General features: G+C 40.1%; 19 protein-coding genes. 10 read left to right on the top strand and 9 right to left on the bottom strand.

The genetic code is table 11. The annotated features are described in order from the left end of the window. Positions 1-40 precede the first annotated feature (40 nt). The 5 genes from FC73_RS06350 (at position 41) to FC73_RS06330 (ending at position 4328) form a co-directional block, all read left to right on the top strand. A complete protein-coding gene (locus tag FC73_RS06350; protein WP_010022575.1) occupies positions 41-715 on the top strand; it encodes a ribonuclease H family protein in 675 nt (224 codons plus the stop codon). A gap of 42 nt (positions 716-757) precedes the next feature. Beyond that, the gene (locus FC73_RS06345) at positions 758-1315 is read left to right on the top strand and encodes a sugar O-acetyltransferase (RefSeq protein ID WP_010022576.1); all 558 of its coding nucleotides are present in this window, start codon (positions 758-760) and stop codon (positions 1313-1315) included. A gap of 186 nt (positions 1316-1501) precedes the next feature. Next, on the top strand, positions 1502-3124 hold the full coding sequence (locus tag FC73_RS06340) for a BCCT family transporter (RefSeq protein WP_050780908.1): 1623 nt from the start codon (positions 1502-1504) through the stop codon (positions 3122-3124). Positions 3125-3219: 95 nt separating this feature from the next. Beyond that, on the top strand, positions 3220-3666 hold the full coding sequence (locus tag FC73_RS06335) for a universal stress protein (protein ID WP_010022579.1): 447 nt from the start codon (positions 3220-3222) through the stop codon (positions 3664-3666). 32 nt (positions 3667-3698) lie between these two features. Next, positions 3699-4328, top strand: a complete 630-nt coding sequence (locus FC73_RS06330) for a DNA-3-methyladenine glycosylase (protein ID WP_010022580.1) — start codon at positions 3699-3701, stop codon at positions 4326-4328. Positions 4329-4370: 42 nt separating this feature from the next. On the opposite strand, the gene FC73_RS06325 is transcribed toward FC73_RS06330, so the two are convergent. Both FC73_RS06325 and map read right to left on the bottom strand, forming a co-directional pair. After that, complete coding sequence (locus FC73_RS06325) at positions 4371-4973, bottom strand: matrixin family metalloprotease (RefSeq protein WP_010022582.1); 603 nt, start codon at positions 4971-4973, stop codon at positions 4371-4373. Between the two features lie 122 nt (positions 4974-5095). After that, complete coding sequence (gene map / locus FC73_RS06320; protein WP_010022584.1) at positions 5096-5896, bottom strand: type I methionyl aminopeptidase; 801 nt, start codon at positions 5894-5896, stop codon at positions 5096-5098. Between the two features lie 568 nt (positions 5897-6464). On the opposite strand from map, the gene FC73_RS06315 reads away from it, so the two are divergent. The 5 genes from FC73_RS06315 to FC73_RS06295 all read left to right on the top strand — a co-directional run bounded on the left by FC73_RS06315 (position 6465) and on the right by FC73_RS06295 (position 13545). Beyond that, positions 6465-7286, top strand: coding sequence for a WxL domain-containing protein (locus tag FC73_RS06315; RefSeq protein ID WP_010022586.1), 822 nt, complete (start codon positions 6465-6467; stop codon positions 7284-7286). Positions 7287-7304: 18 nt separating this feature from the next. After that, a complete protein-coding gene (locus tag FC73_RS06310) occupies positions 7305-8333 on the top strand; it encodes a WxL protein host-binding domain-containing protein (RefSeq protein ID WP_010022590.1) in 1029 nt (342 codons plus the stop codon). Positions 8334-8359: 26 nt separating this feature from the next. After that, a complete protein-coding gene (locus FC73_RS06305) occupies positions 8360-11467 on the top strand; it encodes a pectate lyase-like adhesive domain-containing protein (protein WP_010022591.1) in 3108 nt (1035 codons plus the stop codon). Positions 11468-11551: 84 nt separating this feature from the next. Beyond that, positions 11552-12604 (top strand): WxL protein host-binding domain-containing protein, encoded by a 1053-nt coding sequence (locus FC73_RS06300; protein ID WP_010022594.1) that lies wholly within the window; start codon positions 11552-11554, stop codon positions 12602-12604. Positions 12605-12738: 134 nt separating this feature from the next. Then, positions 12739-13545: an alpha/beta hydrolase gene (locus FC73_RS06295; RefSeq protein WP_010022595.1), complete on the top strand. Its 807-nt coding sequence runs from the start codon at positions 12739-12741 to the stop codon at positions 13543-13545. 60 nt (positions 13546-13605) lie between these two features. On the opposite strand, the gene FC73_RS06995 is transcribed toward FC73_RS06295, so the two are convergent. The 7 genes from FC73_RS06995 to FC73_RS06265 all read right to left on the bottom strand — a co-directional run bounded on the left by FC73_RS06995 (position 13606) and on the right by FC73_RS06265 (position 20439). Then, positions 13606-13773, bottom strand: a complete 168-nt coding sequence (locus FC73_RS06995; protein WP_010022596.1) for a hypothetical protein — start codon at positions 13771-13773, stop codon at positions 13606-13608. 38 nt (positions 13774-13811) lie between these two features. Further along, positions 13812-15740 carry a M13 family metallopeptidase gene (locus FC73_RS06290; protein WP_010022597.1) on the bottom strand — a complete coding sequence of 643 codons (1929 nt, stop codon included), beginning with the start codon at positions 15738-15740 and terminating at the stop codon, positions 13812-13814. Positions 15741-15827: 87 nt separating this feature from the next. After that, a complete protein-coding gene (locus tag FC73_RS06285) occupies positions 15828-16739 on the bottom strand; it encodes a glycine betaine ABC transporter substrate-binding protein (RefSeq protein WP_010022599.1) in 912 nt (303 codons plus the stop codon). Continuing rightward, positions 16739-17620 (bottom strand): ABC transporter permease, encoded by an 882-nt coding sequence (locus FC73_RS06280; RefSeq protein WP_010022601.1) that lies wholly within the window; start codon positions 17618-17620, stop codon positions 16739-16741. The genes FC73_RS06285 and FC73_RS06280 overlap by 1 nt, the downstream gene beginning before the upstream one ends. After that, positions 17620-18849, bottom strand: coding sequence for a quaternary amine ABC transporter ATP-binding protein (locus FC73_RS06275; RefSeq protein WP_050780926.1), 1230 nt, complete (start codon positions 18847-18849; stop codon positions 17620-17622). The genes FC73_RS06280 and FC73_RS06275 overlap by 1 nt, the downstream gene beginning before the upstream one ends. A 182-nt stretch (positions 18850-19031) precedes the next feature. Next, a complete protein-coding gene (locus FC73_RS06270; RefSeq protein ID WP_010022603.1) occupies positions 19032-19736 on the bottom strand; it encodes a VIT1/CCC1 transporter family protein in 705 nt (234 codons plus the stop codon). A gap of 13 nt (positions 19737-19749) precedes the next feature. After that, positions 19750-20439, bottom strand: a complete 690-nt coding sequence (locus FC73_RS06265; protein WP_010022604.1) for a VIT1/CCC1 transporter family protein — start codon at positions 20437-20439, stop codon at positions 19750-19752. Between the last annotated feature and the right edge of the window lie 67 nt (positions 20440-20506).

Here is a 20506-nt window from a genome sequence, read left to right as displayed (position 1 = left end):
CTAAATGTAAGAATTAATTAAGAATTTGAATGGAGTAAAAATGAGAAAGACAAAGAAATATTACGCAGTCAGGCGAGGGCGTCATCCTGGAATTTATCCGACCTGGGATTTAGCCAAAGCTCAAATCGACGGATATTCAGGAGCACAGTATAAAAGCTTTCAAACCAAACGGGAAGCAAGTGCGTACTTGTATAATGAACAAGCACCGATCACAGAAACAGAGGGGAGTCACACCCAACGTCCTGAGATTATTGTCTTCACCGATGGTGGGTCACGAAATCATGGTAATGTCGCTGGTGGTCACGTTAAGTCCAACGATAAAGCAGCCTGGGCGTACCTCATTGACGCTCCAACGGGTCAACACGTTGACTCTGGTGGGGAATATGGGGTCACTAACAATCGGATGGAAATTATGGCACTCGTGAAGGCCCTTCAGTGGCTATCTGAACACCAACTAAGTCACGCTGGCATTGGTGTAGTCAGTGATTCCAGATACGTTTTAAACGCAATTACAAAGCATTGGATTGATGGCTGGAAAAAGCGAGGCTGGAAACGAAGTGGTGGTGAACTAAAAAATAAGGAGCTTTGGCAACAGCTTGACGAACTTTTACATCAGTTTTCCAACATCCAGTTTGGTTGGACGAAGGGTCACGCCACTAACAAGGGAAACGTCTTTGTTGATGAGAAATTGAATCAGACTATGGACAAAATGTAAATTTGCTTAATAATAAAGATGAAACCCCAAAGGAGTGATTCAATGACAAGTGAGAGAGAAAAGATGACAAGTGGTGAACCGTATAATCAATTTGATAGGGAATTGATTAGTCGGCGAATTTTATGTCGAAAGCAGTTACAGGAGGCTAATAATACCCCTGATAACGAGAAACGAAACGGATTAATCCAAGACTTATTGGCTAAGAGTGGCCCGAAGTTCTTTGTTGAAACTGGAATTGAGTTTGATTATGGTTTTAACATTTATATTGGTGATAATTTTTACGCTAATTATGGGTTAACCCTTTTGGACACCGCTCCAATTACGTTTGGTAAAAACTGTTACATAGGTCCTAATTGTGGACTATATACCAACGTTCATCCCCTAAATGCAAAGGAACGGGTGGCAGACGTTGAAATGGCTGCCCCAATTACCATTGGTGATGATGCTTGGTTTGGTGGTCATGTCACAATTGTTCCGGGAGTGACCCTCGGGAATAATGTGGTCGTAGGAGCTGGATCCGTTGTCACCAAGTCATTTGGCGATGATGTGGTCCTGGTAGGTAATCCTGCAAAAGTATTAAAAAAGATTGATAATAATTAACGAATTTTACTTATTATCTTAGTTGTGTATAATGATAATGAAAGATAAGTAATTATCATTTGTGTGACCGTTACAACGCTATGCAAGTGTCTCTATGAGCACCATGCATAGCGTTTTTTATTGTGAAAAAGTATTTGGAGGGATTTCTTTATTTTTAAAAAATTTAATATTGATAAATTCGTCTTTATTCCCACGCTGCTAATCTTTGGAGTGGGATCGATCATTTTGATCGTTGGTGGTTCAAAATTACAGGGGATTTTAGCTCTGGCTTTAAATTGGATCACTAATCAAATGGGTTGGGCCTACATGGTTGTTTACATAATTAATTTCTTATTTTTTATGTGGCTAATCTTTTCAAAATATGGAGCCATCAGGTTGGGAGAACCACACTCAAAACCAGAATACAGTGATCTTCAGTGGGGAAGCATGGTGTTTGCGACCGCAATTGATGCTAGTATTCTGATGTTAAGTATGGTTGATCCGTTAAGGTATCTCCAACATCCACCATTTGGCGCAAAACCATTTTCTGAAAGTGCGTATAACTACGCGCATATGTTTGGTCAATTTAATTGGGGTCCGATGGCATGGATGATGTTTGCCCCGGCCACCATTGCAATTGCGTACATCTTGTTCGTTAAGCACGGGAAGGTTCAGCGTCTAAGTTCTGCGATTGATTTCATTCAAGGAGAAGCCAAGTGGAAATACTACCTCAGACAATTAGTTGACTTTCTGGTTGTCTTTGGAATCATGGGTGGAGTTGGATCTTCCGTCGGAATGGAAATTCCAATCATTTCTAACGTCTTGAGCCGCTTGTTGGGAATTCCTGATAATCTGATTCTGAAGATTGCGCTCTTCGGTGTTCTCTTTGTCATCTTTGCATGGACCGTCTACAAGGGGCTTAACGGTGGGATTGACCGATTAAGTGATGCTCATATTTGGACCGCCATTATCTTCTTGGCGTTTGTCCTGTTAGTTGGTCCAACGATTTACATTTTAAGTTCAGAAACCAATAGTTTAGGACTATTAGCTGATAAGTTCGTTGCCATGTCAACAAACACCATTCCTAATGGTCCTGCTGACGTCGCTAAACAAGAAACGATCTTTTACTGGGGTTGGTGGTTGTCATACATGCCAGTCATGGGATTGTTTATTGCACGTATTTCAAAGGGACGCACGATTCGTTCGACGCTGATTGGAATGCTTGGATATGGTTCGGTTGGTTGCTTGAGTTTTTATGCCATTCTTGGTGGATACTCATTGTGGCTTCAAAAAACCGGACAGATTAACCTAGTTCATATTTTGAATACACAGGGACAGGCTGCGGTAATTACTGCTGTCTTGTCTAATCTGCCGTTTAAGGCGATCGTGTTCGCGGTTTACTGCATTTCTTGTTTTATTTTCCTTGCGACGACAATTTCATCGTCGGCCTTTATCGTTTCATCGTTTACGAGTCTAGGACTCAAAGAAGGCCAAGAACCGACCCAGTTTAACCGAATGACTTGGGTGGTTGTCTTCGTGTTGTTCTCCTTCGGACTTGTGGTCGTTGGAGGATTTGGAACCATCCAAACCTTCTGTGCGATCGCGGGATTCCCGCTAATGTTTGTATGTATCATGATCCTGATATCGATTTACCACATGGTGAAAAATGATGAGGGAATTGTCCTTAAGAACAAAGCGATGGATGATTTACGAATTAAGAAGAAGAAAGAAAAGATGCGCCGGATTCACGCCAAGAAAATGGTCAAGAGTATTGAAGATGCCCAGGGTAACGATCATGAGGCCTCACTTCCTGATCCTAATAAAGAATAAATAATTAGTAATAATCAGTAGTTTTCTACTGATTATTTTTTTGTCGAAAATTTTAAAATTAATGATATGATATTACTGAAAGGGGGATGAAAAAAATGGAAAAATTTGAGCCATTAACGTTTCAAAGAATTTTATTGACCGTTGACCCTGATGACAGTAAGTCAACTCAACGTGCTTTCCGTTATGCGGTAACAATGGCCATTAAGTTTAAAGCATCACTTGGAATTTGCTCGGTGTTAGAAAATAATGATATTAATATTTATGATTCTTTAACACCAAGTAAAATCGAAGCTAAACGTGACCAACTACGAGAAGTAGTTGGTGGCTATGCTGATTGCGCTTCAAAGGCTGGAGTTGAAGATGTTACACCAATTATTTCGGTTGGTGGAAGTATTGATGATGAGATTTTGGACTCAATCGCACCTAAGTTTAAGGCTGATTTGCTCATCTGTGGAGCTGATGCTACCGGTGAACACGGTAATCGGAGTATAAGTGTTAAGTTAGTTAAGAAGTCTAAGATTTCAACGATTATCATTCGTTAGTTTTTAAATCTTTAAGTAGGTAGGGATGGATTTTGTCAGATAAATTAAGAAGATTTTTTAATGAGGGTACCACCGATGAGATCACCAAGAGGATGCTCGGAACGTTACTTGTTTATCATTCACCCAAGGGTTTAATGAGTGGCTACATTACCGAAGCAGAGGCTTATTTAGGGCAAAAAGATTCAGCGGCTCATGCTTATCAAGGGAAACGAACTCCATCCAATGAAGCTTTGTATGGAGTTCCAGGTACAATCTACATCTATTCGATTCATGGTCGCCTTTGTTTAGATGTGGCTGCTCAAGCCAAGGATGTTCCTGAGGGAATTCTGATTCGGGGAATTGAACCATATCAGGGAATTGATTTGATGAAAGCCAATCGCCCGAAGTCCGGTTTTGAATTAACCAACGGACCGGGAAAACTAATGGATGCCCTTGGAATCTATGATAAGGACATGAACCTAATTGAGTTAGGTGATACTGCCCTTGATCTTGACGTTGATAACGTGAAGGTTCCAAAGAAGATTGTTGAGTCAGGGCGGATTGGTGTGAGTGATCGTGGAACCTGGACTGACAAACCGTATCGATTCTACGTAAAGGGAAATCCTTACGTATCCAAGCTACCCAAACGTGAGATGGATTTAAAAACTTACGGATGGAAATAAAAAGGGGATGCTACTTTATGAGTAGCATCCCTTTAAACTTGCTTATTTTTCGTTATATAAAGCCTGAACACCGCTAATATCACTTGGTCCAATTTGATTGGGATTGAGTGAATTGTAGTAGGTATCATTAGGGTACATGATACTATCTTTTTCGTGATCATGTTTTAGTCCCATGGCGTGGCCTAATTCGTGTTCAACGGTAAGTAATTGTTGGTTATAAGTGTACCGCATGTTAGCCATGACCCTGGGATTCAAAGTGATTTTGGCCCCAGTTTGAAAAGTGTGATCATCGACATTTTTGGTTTTAGTTAGATTAAGGGTGACACCAGCGTAATGGTTACCCTTCCAAAATCCCTGGTTACTGTTAGTGACGCCAATCGTAGTTGGAACCTTGGTCTTGGAACGAACCCAGGTAAAGGCGTGCGTTTTGTTCCAATTGGCGATGGCTTGATTAATAATAATACGATAACTTTGGGGTGTCCCTTTGCGAATATAATATTTGGCGGTGGGCTGTTCATAACGAAAACCAATGTTGGGGTCGACGTGTTGGTCAGCTTTGGCATTTGAACCAGGTAGTGAACTAAAGGCAACGAGTGAAATGACGAGTGCCATAATGATTCCGGTAATTTTTGAAAGTTGTTTCATGATATCCCACCTTTTGTGACTTATTTTAGTCAAATTTATACTAGCATAAATGGACATCGGGAAGAATCAAAAGGAAAAGGGTACGAAATTCTTAACAATTTCGCACCCTTTTTTGTGAATTATTATTTTTTAAACATGTACTTGGCGTCTGCAACGTGATCTTGAGAGGTTAAGATCTTAGGACCATCTTCTGTGATTGCTAAAGTGTGTTCGTATTGAGCGGAATAAGAACCATCTTGGCTGACGTAGTAGGTCCAGTCATCCTTCTTATCGTAGTCATCCTTAATTTTCCAGGTTCCTAGGTTAACCATTGGTTCAATCGTAATGGTCATTCCGGGACGAAGACGCATTCCATGACCTGCAACTCCGTAGGCTGGAACAGCTGGATCTTCGTGAATTGAAGGTTGAATACCATGACCGATTAATTCTCGAACATCACCCATGTGATTTTCGTCTTCAACATAGTGTTGGATGGCAGCACCAATATCACCAATTCGATTGCCGACTTGAGCTTGATCAATACCAAGGTAGAGACCCTTGCGGGTTACTTCCATTAGCTTTTTGATCTTTGGGGAAACGTCTCCAACAGCGTATGACCAGCAAGAGTCACTCTCAAAGCCATCTTTGTTCACACACATGTCAACTTTAACGATGTCACCGTTCTTCAGTTTCAGACCACGACGTGGAATCCCATGGGCAACCTCGTTATTGATGGAAATGCAGGTTCCATAATTATAGCCATCAAATCCCTTTTCGGAAGGAGTGGCACCATGGTCGGTAATGTACTTGTCAGCGAATTCTTCGATTTCCCAGGTATCAATTCCCGGTTTGATAATCTTTTTAAGTCCGTTGTGGACCCCAGCAAGTACGGCACCAGATTCTGCCATTTTTTCAATTTCACGGTCTGATTTTAAAGTAATCAAGTAAATATCTCCTTTTTATTACTGTGGTAATTTGTTTTTTTACTATATTATTAATTATTAAAGATTAAAAATGATTTTAAATTACCAACTTTTTTAATAGATTTCTCACGCCTCTAATATATCACTATTTGACCCTTTATTTCTAATCTTAAATTAATTGACCCATCTTTGTGAAAACCCATCGTAGAAATATTTTCCAAAATTTATAAATTGCATGGTATCATGTTACAATATCAATGAATTAAGTAACAAATTAGTTACTGAAAACGATTATATGAAGACTTTTCACTATTAATAATTATCAGTATTATGTTATTATTATTATAATATTATGCGGATCTTGTGTAGTTCAATTTAACACAAGATTTCGATGAGACTAGGCTTTGTGTTTTTTAGTTCACTAAGATTGTTAAACATATACATATCGTAATTTTTAAATTATTCTTAGAAAATGTGAAATCTGAATTCAAAAGTTAACTAATTTTTTGTATCAAAGAATGATGGATTGGAAAATTAATTAACAAGTTGAATGCTCTTTTTATTTGTTAAGGTAGGAGAGGTGAGGATATTGCTAAAAAGAATGAAGTACGTGAGCATATTACTATGTAGTCTCTTTGTAGTGGTATGCTCACTTTCTTTAACTCCAAGGGCTGATGGTTTAATTAATTATTCACAAAACAACGATACCCATATTGGTCTAAACGTTCAGGGAAGACTAAACGTTCCCATTATTAATCCGTTTACCCCCAATGACAATTCTAATATTGGTGATAATGGTGCGGCAGGAGAAAATAACGATCAGACTGCGCTAGATTACGTCCCTAAAGAATTAACGTTTCAATCGTTACGTGATCCTAACTTTGCTGATAGTCCACTTACGGCGGACGGAACCAGCGTATCGAAAGATGGGAATCAGAATAATTTTGTGTTTGCCCAAGTCCATGATTTTGGTGAGACGGGTCCCATGGCTTTAAAGGCAACTTTACGACCTGACCAAAACGGAAATGGATTTACTAACGATCAAGGTGGAGCACTACCAGGAGCATTCATTAAACTTTCTAACACCCAGTTGTTTCAATACAATATCGGGGATGTAATCTATAATAATATTTCTAGTCCAGCCTCACCAGACAACATTGGAACTACTACAATTACCACTGATGCTGATGCGCCAGTGATGCTTTCTAATACCGACAATGGTCCAGCTGATCAATCTTCTACCCCAGTTGGTTCTTTTGGGGTCTATGAGTTAGCCTGGACATTAGATAATATGCGGCTTGAGGTTCCATTTGATAGTAATAGTTTTACTGGACAAGCTAAGATGCCGTCTCAGAATACCGAATATAATGGAACGATTGATTGGAACTATTCACCTCAGGTTAACAATTAATAGTTAAGGACACGGATTATGAAGAAACTACTGAAGTCATTATTAGTTACATTATTTACACTATCTGTGATGGGGACTTTAAGCTGTTTCACGGTCTCAGCTGCTAACTTGAGTAGTACGGTTCCGTTAAGTGTAAGGATTGACGATAGTAGCCACATATCAAAGCAAAAAGCATATTACCAGATTCAAGCCAATCAGGCCCGTGATTTTCCAATTGCAATTTCAGTAACAAACATGAGTAAGACCAATTCTTGTCAGGTGAGTACTCGGGTTGATGCGGCTTCTACTTCATCAAAATTAGCGTTGTTTTATGATAATGATCAAAGTAAGTTTGAAAAGCTCCCGTTTAACATGCGAAAGCTGGTTACATTTGCTAATGGGTCTGATCGGAACTTTCAATTAAATCCCGGTCAAACGCGCAACGTTAAAATGTCGCTCAACCTAGATAATGATCAGTTTAAAAACTTTAACGGTGAAATCTTGGGGGCGGTGACTTTTACCCAGGATGCTCCGACAGTTAAAGGTGAGATTAATAATCAATTTTCTTACACCATCCCGATCCAGGTAAAAAAGGGAAAGGTTCCAACTGGTGAAGTTGAAAAGACGAGTGCTAGTTTGAAGAGGCCAGCGATCCAGCATTCAATGTTAATGTTTGGATTAGCTAATCCAAAACCAGCGATGTTAAATAATGTGAAAGCTAATGTTAGTTTAAAAAATACGACATTGAACCAAACGATCACTAAAACTAGTATCAAACGTGGCCAGATTGCCCCGAATAGTCAATTTACGGTTAAGCAACCGTTAAATAAGCAGTTGCTGCCGGGAAAATACATCGCAACCATTAATCTAAATGGAAAGGATCCAGTTGATGAAGCGCCCAGTAACGTGGAATTACGAAAGGAATTTACCATCAACCCAGTTGATTACGTGAGAACATTTTCATATCAGACGGTCCTGATCTTTGTGGGAATCGTAATGATCATGTTGATCATCATTGTGGGTTTAACGTTTTTGATTATCCGAAATCATCGCAAAAATAAGCTTTAAATCTATGCTGAGGAGGAGACTGAACAATGAAAAAGAAAAATCGGAATCAATTGATAACTTTAAGCGGAATTGCGGCATTATTCGTGGCTGCATGTGCCGTCTTGTTTATGTACACTTCTAGTTCAAATAATCCTGTCTCAGCAAAAGCTGAAAATAATGTCAAGACGGAGGCTAAAGCTTCAAGTTCGTCATCAGCTAGTACCAGTCAGAGCCAAGCCTCTTCTAGTAGCAATCAAAGTAGCTCTTCAAGTCAATCTTCTAGTAGTTCGTCGGCAAAAACAAGTTCAGATAATAAGGATAATAAGACTAGTGAGGAATCAAGCAAGCAGGCCGCTCAAGACGTTCAGAAGACCAAAACTTCTGCCAATGAAGCTAAGGCAAAAAAGGATTCTAAAGACACTAAAAATATTAAACTAATTCAAGAAAGTAAGAATGCCGAAAGTGAGTTTAAGAGTGGAAAGTATGTTCCAGCCACGAAATTATCAGCTGCTCAAATTAAAACGGCTGCATTATCAACCATTTCAGTTGGCGATTGGGATAGTTATGTAGCGGCGATTCAAAATTCAAATGTTGATCACATTTTGATCGCCAATGATTTTGCCGCTCCGGATACCGGTCATAACCAGATCCAAGCTGCTCCACGACCGAGTGGTAACTTAGTCGTGGATGGTCAGGTAACCAATTCTAATAATAGCCCAGATGGACAACATGTCGGTGGCCCAACGGTTGATCTAGGTGGTAATAGTTTTGACTGGAATGGGAATAATGGCTCCTATCAAGATGGAACGTCAAGATTTCCTAATATCCAAGTAAACAACCTAAACGTGTACAGTGGAAACTACTACGGAATGTTTTGTGATAGTAATGGTGGTACTCACGGTGATATTCAAACGTACACCAACTATTCCTTTACTGGAGCGCAACCATTTGTTAACTATGGTGGACTCAATATTTTAAAGGGCAAACAACGGCTTAATCAAGTTAATTACTATACGGCTTTGGGTAGAACCAATACTGACGTTGCTAACGGTGGCCAACAGCTAATGGAAGGATGTGCGCTTTGGATTGCTGATAGTAATGATAAAAATAATCCCACTGACCTGAAAACCACTGTTAATAACACTGATTCTACTCCAAACTTTGAAATTGGTGATTGGGGGGATGAACGTTGGGATCGTCGAATCCAAAATGCTCCTACCAATCCTAATACCAATCAACAATTTGGTCTTGGCCAGATTGCCATTGGCAATAATGTTAACGTTAGTATGAATTCTGCTGCCAAACAAAATACTGGGGGAGGAAATTCCGGTATTTCTGGACAAACTACTGGCTTTGATCTTGGGAGAGGAAGTAATCCAGATGATTTTAGTATTGGGAATAATTCGAATGTCAATATTAGTATGAGCCCGGGGCATTATGCCATTGTCTCTTATAATCGTGCCACTAGTAGTGCTTCCTCAGGAATTAGCATTGGGAGCTCTAAGCTCACGGTTAATACTGTGAACAATGGATATGGAAGCCCATCATCAGGGACTCCTTCAATTTGGGCTAACAGTGACATTACCGTCAAACCGAATACGAATGAATCAACCAATTCACCTGATGATAGTCCAAATATTAGTATGTATAAAAACGTTCAAAGTGATTCTCCAACCATGATGCAGTCCAGACGGGGGAACATTGATCTGAGTGGTATGGGCCACGGTGATTTTCGTTTACAAAATTATGGTCAATATAAAAACGATAGTTTAGATGATCCGTTACTTCAAGTTCGAAATTCTGGAAGTGGGAGTCAGCAAAGTAGCGGTCCACAAATTATGTTTCCCGGTGCGGAACCCTTGAATGCTTGGGATTTAAATGGCTCCAATAATGATGGCCCGTCTCAATTTCAATGGCAGACTCCTAGTAATGGATTTTCTTATCCAAAACAAACGGCAATTAATGGTAGTAACTTCAATATCTACCAGTACTCACGATTAAAGGTGGAAACATCGACCACTCAAGGAAACATCGAATTTACGCATCCCCTAAATGATGCCCATGATTCAAAGTATTCCAGAACCATTTCAGGAAGAGTTACTGATAATAATGGGAAAGGAATGGGAGGAACCTTCGTCAGTTTGACAGGAGACCCCAACATCAGTCCGGATGATGCTGTTGATAGTATTAATGATGGGTACGTATATGGTTATCCATACTTTACTCCAAAAGCTCCTGATAACATTGGCTCACGTCAATATACGACGTACACTAATTCTGATGGAACTTTTGAGTATACTTTACCAAAGGGTAAGTACCTGAGTGCCGATGAGACCATTAATGGATTTGCAGCTTATTATGATAGGTCCAATAGTGATTCGTGGTTTCAGACAAATGAAGCGCAAGAATCAGTTGATGGAGTGAGTGAACCAGGAGTCATTAATCCTTACGAACCCCAGACACCTGGAACTCCCGACCCTGATCATCCTGATCAGACTTATCCAAGTAACGTTGATGCTGGTGATCAGGTATCCGGTAAGAATAATCCAGCCAATAATAATCCTCCGGCAATGTTAAGACTGGATGCTGTTCCTCAAAGCATGCAATTCAACATGGAAGGGAAGAACTCAACCCCATCAAATGGGCGTGTAGCTGTTCCCATTTCACAAGACGGAACCTCATTAGCTTATAATCCTAATAGTTCCGATCCGGGAATCTTTACGCAGTTTACTAACTCCGCTGGAAGCGAAATGAATGATGTGGGCTGGGGCCTTACAGTCACGGCTCAGTCAGGTTCAGCTCAGAATAACTTGTTAAATAATGCTTCACTTGATTTAGGTGGATCCTCTTTAGGTGATGGGTTCTTACAGGAACTATCCCTCAATCAGGATAAGAGTATGCTAACGTGGAATAAGACCGGAAACAATCTGGAGAACACGATTAACTTTGATGGACAAGCCACTCCGATTGTTTCAAGTTCAAACGTTGACTTGGATAACTCTACTTATCAAGCGTTCTGGAATTTGGCTAACGTTAAATTGAATCTTGATGAAAATGTTTTGAAAAATAATAATGCGGGTTTAGGTGGTAATTCACAAAATGCAAGTGGAACCTTGACTTGGAACTTATCACATGGACCTTCAGAAGAAAATTAACCAACATAAAGACGATAATAATTGAAAGATTGTTATCGTCTTTTGTACATAAGCAATTAATTAAAATATTGGGGTTGATTGATAATGAAAGTAAGCAAAAAATTAGCGATGATAGGGTTGATCGTGATTGCAAGTGTTCTCATGATTGTGATGCTGGATCCAACTACTCATGCTGACACCCAGAATCAGGTTCCCCTTGAGGTTTTGCCACAGTTAAACGGAGTTAAGGGACAGCAAAGGGGTGCCAATTATTTTGATATTAAGGCATCTCCAGGCATGAAGCAGCAACTGAAGGTCCAATTGATCAACCGTAGTACTAAGATGCCCTTAAAGGTAAAATTAGGGGTTAATCCAGCGACAACTTCGGGAGCACCTACAATTAGTTATGCCAATAAGGCCCCGGCAATCAACAATCATTTACAGTTTCCGATTGAACAACTGGTGACGTTTAACAAGGCTTCTGATCAGACAGTTTCTTTACAGCCGCACCAGAAACAAACCGTTACTTTGAACCTAAACGTTCCAAACGACGAGAACTTTCAGAAGTTTAACGGGACGATTCTCGGTGGACTTTACGTGGTTGAAGATAATGGCAACAAGTCGTCTTCTCCGGTTAATTCCCTGTATTCTTATTCGGTTGGAATCCAACTGAAACAAGGAAAGCAACTCGCTAACATGAAAATGAATAGCGTTAAGACGTTACCAGCTGGGAATCCGAACCTCATAAAGGTGAATTTAGCTAATGATAGGGCTGCTGTGTTAGGGAAGACCAAGATTAGAACTGATATTACTCCAATCAATAGTTCCAATGTGATGGCTTCACATACTACTGCCAATGCCATTATTGCGCCCAATAGTTCGTTTGATTACTTGGTTCCTAGACCAACGAAGAATTTGCTGAACGGTCAATACACCCTTCACCTAAAAATGACCTCAAATGATCCTCAATTTAAGACAACAAAGGTTTGGAATTTTACGCATAACTTTACCGTTAATAATCCCGTCTCGGCGACTAACTCAGGTAGGAAAACAGTTGCTAAGAGCATCTTTTGGCTTGTTATGTTAATATTGTTATTAGGTATCATTGGAGCATGCATTTACTTCTTCTTTGTTGGAAGAAAGCAGGATGAAATCTAACTTTGAAAATATAAGCAAGCCTCCAAGTGTCTATATCTGAGTTTATTTAATGACATTTGGTTCGTTAAATTTTAGTGTAATATCTCTGAATTACTAGTATCCTTAAATTATTAGAATAAAGGAAGAGTGATTTTTTGGAAAAAGCAACAAAGAAAAACATTTTTTTATTTGCGATCGGAATCATTGTAGTGGTTGCTGGCTTTTTGTTTATTGAATTTGGAATTAACGTTGATGGCGTTAAGCAACATGATCATACGCCCATTTTATTTGTATCTGATTTAAATAAAACTTCTAAGGCTGCCAATCATTTGACGGTGACTTCTAGTCGCGAGGGTGGCGAATATGCTATGAAGATTAACGTTTATCCGGATGGTAAGATCTACTATCATCCCAATGGTGATGTTCATGCTAAGTACCCGATCATTAAGGTTAATTTCAATGATAATACCGCTTCTACAGTGGTTCAGGCGAAGTGGTTAAACGAAATTTTAGTTCATTTGAATCATAAGTATCGTTATCAGCAGTACAATGCCCTGGGCTTTGGCTCTGGAAGTTTAACGGTTTATCAAAATGCCGTTTCTTACGGACAGGAAGCCAATCACATGCGCTTAACGAAGTTTATTTCGATTGGTGGCCCATTTAAGGGAATCATGCCAAAACAAGATGTTATGAATCATCGTTATCCTAAGGTAAGTGAACTGCGAGACGGTTCGAAGACTTTTCCTAAGGGTGTCAGCGTTTTGAACGTCTATGGTCAGTTGAGTCGGACTAACAAGTCAGATGGACGGGTTACAACGTCATCGGCTAAGGAACTCAAAAAATTGGTTCCAGGATCTGATTATCAAGAAATCAAGGTTAGTGGAAAGGCTGGACGACACAGTAAGCTGTTGAGTAATCAGATGGCTTCACGGATTATCGAACGATTCTTGTTCGCTGAATAATAAAAGATAAAAAAGCGGAAGCACTTCATTGTGAAGTGCTTCCGCTTTTTACGTTTCTAATTAAAGTTGATTAACGACGCCTTTTTCAACAGCACGGCTCAATGCCTGCAGTTCGTTAATTTTGGACTCAATAAGGTATTGGCCTTTGACCTCACTCTTGTCCTTGGCGTCTTGTAATTGTTGATCTAAGAATTGAATTTGTTTATCGATATAATCAGTAAGTTTCATATTATTCGCTCCAATCTATTCTGTTTTCCACTTACATCCTACCAGATCTGAACCCGTTTATCAGGTTTTAAGTACATCTTATCTTCAGATGTTACGTTAAAGGTCATGTAAAAGTCATCCAGATTTTTGACCTGAACGGATGCTCGAAGTGGGGCGGGAGCGTGAACGTCAATTGATAGTAACAGGTTTTGGTATTCTGGAGTGGCTTTCATGCGCCAGATTCGACCCCAGTTAGTAAAGAATTGATATAAATCAGGATCAGTGTCATTTTTAGCGGCTTCCTCAGCACAGCTAAGTCCACCAGCATCAGCAATATTTTCAGAAACCGTCAATTTTCCGTTAACTTTTCCGCCAGCAAATGGAATACCGTTGAATTCATCAATCATCTTTTGAGCTAGTTTAGCAAAATGTTCGTGGTCCGATTTGGTCCACCAGTTGTTCAGATTGCCATACTGATCGAACAAGGAACCGTTGTTATCAAAGGCATGTGAGATTTCATGCGCCATCACGGCACCGATACCACCATAGTTCGCACTCTCTGGTTGATCAAGGCTGTAGAATGGTGCTTGTAGGATGGCAGCTGGAAAGACAATGATATTCTTAAAGGGATGGTAATAAGCGTTCACGGTGTTGGCACTCATTTCCCAGCGTTCTTTTTCCACTGGTTTATTCCACTTTGAGAACTCGTACTGGTTAGCAATCTTCTCAAAGTCGAGGAGATTACTTAAAACCGTACCACCATCTTTTTCCTCCGTTACGTGGAACTTCTTGTACAAAGGATCAAGTTCATCAGGATATCCGACCTGAACACCAAGGGTTGAAAGCTTTTTGATGGCCATTTTCTTAGTGTCCTCACTTAACCAATCATTGTTAGTAAGGCGATTCTTGTAGACGTTAATCATGTTGTTAACCATTTGATGAACGTCATCCTTTGCTTTTTCACCGAAGTACTTCTTTCCGTAGTAGTCACCGATGACTTGGTCGAAAGTGCCAGAAGCAAGGTAGTAAGCTGCCTTTTTCTTGTTAGTGGCTTCCTTCTTACCAGAAAGAGCTCGACTGTACGTTCCACCAGTTACTCGGAAATTATCTGAAAGGGCTCCACTGTAGCCATTAATGGTCTTAACAAGCATCCAATCCTTCATGAGCTTAAAGTGTGAGGAGGTAAGAAGTTCAGACAAATTTTCAAAGAATTGAGGTTCGGTCACAATGATCTTTTCGGGGAGGGCACCAACGAGTTGGTTAATGGCTTCCTTTAGGTTTAATACGTTGGTTGATTTGGCCAGTTGATCAGGACTTTCAGGATTATACATCTTACTGTAATCCGCAGCTTCCTCGGCTGACTTAACGTTAGGGGCAATTAAACGATCAAATTCAACCGCATTTTCAACGATGTTTTTGCTATCTTCTTCACTGTATCCGGCCATTTCGAATAACTCGGTAGTCATTTTAATGAAGATTGGCATTAGGGTCTTAGCGGCCGCGTTATCCTTTTCATAGTAAGTCTTGTCGGGCATGAATAAGGAAGGACCGCTCGCAAAGAGGGCGTTAACTTTAGCATTCTTCATGTCAGGATCAAGACCAAGTGAAAATGGGGTCGGAAGGCCAGAGAGAATCCAGTCGGGAAGCTGGGCGTTTAAATCATCGTAGTTATTAAGATTGGTAATGCGATCAAGGACCGGTTTTAAGGGTTTCACGCCATCTTCGTCACGTTTTTTAAAATTGGTGGTCATATTATAGAATTTTTTGTACTCTTCAAGTTCAGGAGAGGCGGCGGCTAACTTGTCGCTCTGAAGTTCTGCTGAATCTTTCATCAGAGTTTTATCAATATCATCAACTAAATCCATGAATCCACCAGTTGAAGAGTGATCAGATGGAATCGTAGCCTGTTTAATCCACGAACCGTTGATGGCATCATAAAAATCATCTTTTAGTTCGGGTTTATTAATTGGAAAAGCTTTTTTTGTCATAGTCATTGTCCTTTCGAAACTTTTATCATAACTAAATGGTATCAAAAAAGTCTCGCAAACGACATTCACGAGACTTAATTTTACTGATTATTTATTTTTAAGATCTTCAATGGAGTTAATGTTCTTCATGTACTTTGGAACGGCTAAACCAACTTTAGCCTTATCGATACTAGTACCGACAATTTCGACATTGTTCTTATATTTCTTGTACATTGGTCCCATCGTTGTTGGTAACCAACCAGCAGTTGAAGCATCAGCAGACCCAGTGGAAAGAGCAGTCCACATTGGTTGAGCTTCCATTGCAGAAAGAGTTGGTTTGTAACCCTTCATTCGAAGTAATTGAGCTACCACGTTAGAAGATGATAATTCTGAATCCCATGAAACAAGGACAAGTCTAACGGGTTGACCATGTCCCTCGGGAACACCGTTAAGCCATTGTTTAACTTGTTCAGGATGATTTGCTAAGAATTCTTTGGAAGCTTTTTCAGCATTTTCACCCTTATCAATCTTGAACATGACCTCATCCATCATTTCATCGTTCCAGTGGAACTGTTTAAGTAATTTAACAGCTCCAGGGTTCTTTTTCTCAAATCCCTTATGAATTAAGGTTTGAATGTGTTCAGCCTTACCATAGGTATTCTTTGGATCTTTTAAGAATTTGATTGGATACTTTTGAAACATCCAATGAGGTGTCCAACCAGTAATGACGATTGGTTGTTTATACTTAAGTGCTTTATTTAGGGATGAAAGCATCGCAGCAGTTGAACTAGCTTGAAGTTGCCACTTAGCTTTCTTTAATCCATAAGTTTGAAGAACTTTAGTTGTAGATGCCATTTCACCGGCACCGGAATCAATTCCAGTTATTGTGTAGTTAACTTGTGGCCCAACTTTTGCGTTAGGGTTGTACTTTGGTGGATTTACACTACATGCGGTTAAAGTTACCGCTAGAAGTAACGCGGAAGTGATTCCGAGAATCCATTTGGTAAATTTTTTATTCATTATTCGTTAGATCCTGCATCAGTTTTATTGGCACCACCAAGGCCTTTACTGATTTTATCAAGGACAATTGCGAGAATAACGATTGCGATACCAGCAGCAAAACCAGTACCAACGTCATTTCTACCAACGGCGAAGTATACGGCTTCTCCAAGTCCTAAGGTTCCAATCATTGAAGCAATAACAACCATTGAAAGGGCCAGCATGATTCCCTGGTTAATTCCAGACATAACGGTTGGTTTTGCGAGTGGAAATTGAACTTTGAAAAGTTTTTGCCATGCTGTACAACCGAATGATTCTGAAACTTCGAGGTATTCACTAGGTACTTGTCTAATTCCAAGGTTTGTCATGTTGACAATTGGTGGAATTGAGAAGATTACTGAAGCAAACACACCAGGAACTTGACCGATTCCAAACAAGGCAACGGCAGGGATCAAGTAAACGAAGGCTGGCATCGTTTGTAGAAATGACATGATGGGACTAACAATGGTTTCTACAATCTTACTTTTGGCCATCCAAGTTCCAAGTGGAACCCCAATGATAACAATTAAAAGACAAGTTGTAAGAACCAAATCTAAGGTCTGTGTCATATCACGCCAGTAACCCTGGTTCCAAATTAATAGAAAACCTAGTAATTCAAAGAGCATGAACCCCCAATGTTTGGTTTTTCTGAATAAGAACCAAGTTCCAAGTAGGATAATCGCAATAAATAGCCAAATGGGAATAATGTCAAAGACCCATTGGATTCCATTCATCACAGCATTCAAGAAAATTGTAATTGCATTAAAGAAACCAGCAAATCCAGTTAACCAAGTAAAGAAAGCGTTCACCCATTTGGCAATTGGAATTGCACCAATGCTAGCAATTGATAATAAACTATTCATTAGTCATCTGCTCCTTTCGTTGCCATGGCATCAAGAACGGCACTTCGAAGAATAATTCCTTGCAAGTGTTTTTCGTCATCAACGACTGCGTATGGAATTGGTGATTTAGAAATTGCGTTGAACAAGTCACCAATTGGAGTATTGGGAGCAGTTGTTGGCACATCAGTCTTAAGGGCGGTGTGAAGATCCTTTTCGTTCTTATCAATCATTTCGTTGGCGTCATCAGCATCGACAATTCCCACGAAATGATTATCGGAATCAACCACGAAGATACTTGAAATCTGATCTTCCTTCATGCGACGAAGGGCCAACTTAGGACCATCCTTGTCAATGTTAACGGTGTTTGGTTTAACCATTACATTGTAGGCAGTTAAAATCTTAGAACGATCAACATTTTCGATAAATTTCTTAACGTATTCATTTTTAGGATGATCAAGTAAGTCTTCAGGGGTATCAACCTGAATGACGTCACCATCGTGCATCATCATGATTCGATCACCAACTCGTAGTGCTTCATTTAAATCATGACTAATAAAGATAATGGTTTTGTGTAGTTTACGTTGTAGTTCCAATAGCTCATTCTGCATTTCACGACGGTTCAATGGGTCAAGGGCTGAGAAAGCCTCATCCATCAGGAGGATATCCGGATCGTTGATAATGGCACGAGCCAAACCAACACGTTGTTGCATTCCACCGGATAGTTCGCCTGGATAACTGTCGTCATATCCGTGAAGACCGACCATTTCAAGTGATTCATGGGCCTTTTTGTCGCGTTCTTCTTTCTTAACGTCTTGAACTTCAAGTCCGAAAGCAGCATTTTCAAGAATGGTTCGGTTAGGAAGTAATCCCAATCCCTGAAAGACCATACTCATTTTCTTTCGACGAAGATCGAGCAATTGTTTCTTGTCAAACTTCATGATGTCTTTTCCATCCAAATAGATGGCGCCAGACGTTGGATCAATTAAACGATTGAACATCCGTAACATGGTTGATTTACCTGAACCAGATAATCCCATGATAACGAAAATCTCGTTATTTTTGATTGAGAAGGTCGCGTTATCAACACCGACAGTGCTACCAGTCTCATCAAGAATTTGAGCCTTATCTTCTCCTTTAGATAAAAGTTCTTGTGCTTTTTTAACATGAGGACCAAAGATCTTTGTAATATGATTAACTTTGATTTTTTCACTATTATTTTGAGTCACAGAACTCCTCCTTTCGATTAACATCTTCATTAAAAACAAAAATATCTACGTTAACCAACTTAACAATTTGAAAGGTATATGTCAAATTATCTACCATTTGGAAATAGCGGCACGTCGGTTTTTATAGCCTCTATACTCCTACTCTGATATAGGTTTACCGTAATGTAATTTTATCTAAAAATTAATGTTAAAAGTTGGGAACTATGTTAGAAGAACTGTCCGATCCCATAATGGATAATCATGGTGATAATTCCAACGATGACGTTTCGAATCACGGCGATCTTGACCAAGCCGTTTCCGAGTTCTGCACTCAGAAATCCAGTGATAGCAACGGCAATGATAACGGCAATAATGGTTCCGGGCCACTGAAGGCCAACTGGAAGGAGGGTCATTGCTAATAAAGGAAGGATCCCGCCAAGAGAGGCCGAGCATAGAGAAGATAGGGCCGCACTCCAGGGACTCAAATACTTTCCTAATTGAAGGTCATATTTCACACTTACGACGGTCTCTAAGGGTTTCTTTGAAAGAAGGTCCTTAGCGATTGCTGTGGCCGTTTTTTGACTAACTCCTCGGCCCACATAAAATTTGATTACACTTTGAAGTTCTTCATTAAAGTTGGTTTTAAGTAACTTACTTTCGGTTTTGACGGCCGCTTGCTCGGTATCACGCTGAGAACTAACGGAAGCATACTCCCCACCAGCCATCGAAAAAGCGCAGGCGAGTAAGTCAGACAGTCCAGCAATGAAAATGGTAAGGGGATTAGTAGTGGCAACCGCCACTGAGAAGAGGACACCCACGACGGTCAAAATCCCATCGTTTGACCCAAGGACTCCGGCTCGTAGGTTATTCAGTTTTTCATCCATGGTATTGTCATTGTTATCTTTGTGATCTTTCTTAAAATGAAAACTCATCTAGCGTCCCTCCTTAAAATACTAACCCGACTAAACGACCAACAAGGTATGCGACGGTCATGGTGACTAATCCAGAGATGACATTTCGTATTAGTGACTTAGTCCGATTAGCATTTCCTAGAACGGCAGCTACGTATCCGGTAATTGAAAGTGCCAAGATGATGGCAAGATAAGTTCCAAGAACCCGGTATTGGGCTGGGGCGACAAAGATGGTGACTAAGGGAAGAATTGATCCCGTGGGAAACGAAATCATGGAAGCAATTGCGGCAGCGTACGGACTGGTAAAATCTTTTCGATCAAACGAGTATTTTTCCCGTACGACTGTCGTTAACGCATCTTCTTGCATCATTTCGGAAGTGGCTTTTTCTGCCAATTCAGGAGCCATTCCCGTTTTGAGGTACTTATTTTTCACAAAATTAAATTCACCATCATAATCGTTGGCAAGACCGCGTTTTACAAAATCGATGGCCTGTCGTTGTGAGTCCTTTTGGGTGTTGACTGAAACGTATTCTCCCATTGTCATTGAAACCGTTCCGGCTAGCATTCCCGCCAAACCAGAAATCAGGATTGCCCAGTTACTCGTTGACGCTCCAGCGACACCTAGGACAATCCCTGCGACTGATAGGATACCATCATTAGCACCCATGACACTTGCCCGCAAAACGTTGATTTTCTGCGCAAGTGATGTTTTCTTTTTTGCCATAATTAACTCCTCCAGTTTATAATGATTATAATATAGCTCAACTACTATTTTACCGCAATCTCTTGAT

This window comes from Fructilactobacillus fructivorans, assembly GCF_001434095.1.
GTDB lineage: Bacteria > Bacillota > Bacilli > Lactobacillales > Lactobacillaceae > Fructilactobacillus > Fructilactobacillus fructivorans.
This window is presented reverse-complemented; position numbering and strand designations above follow the sequence as displayed.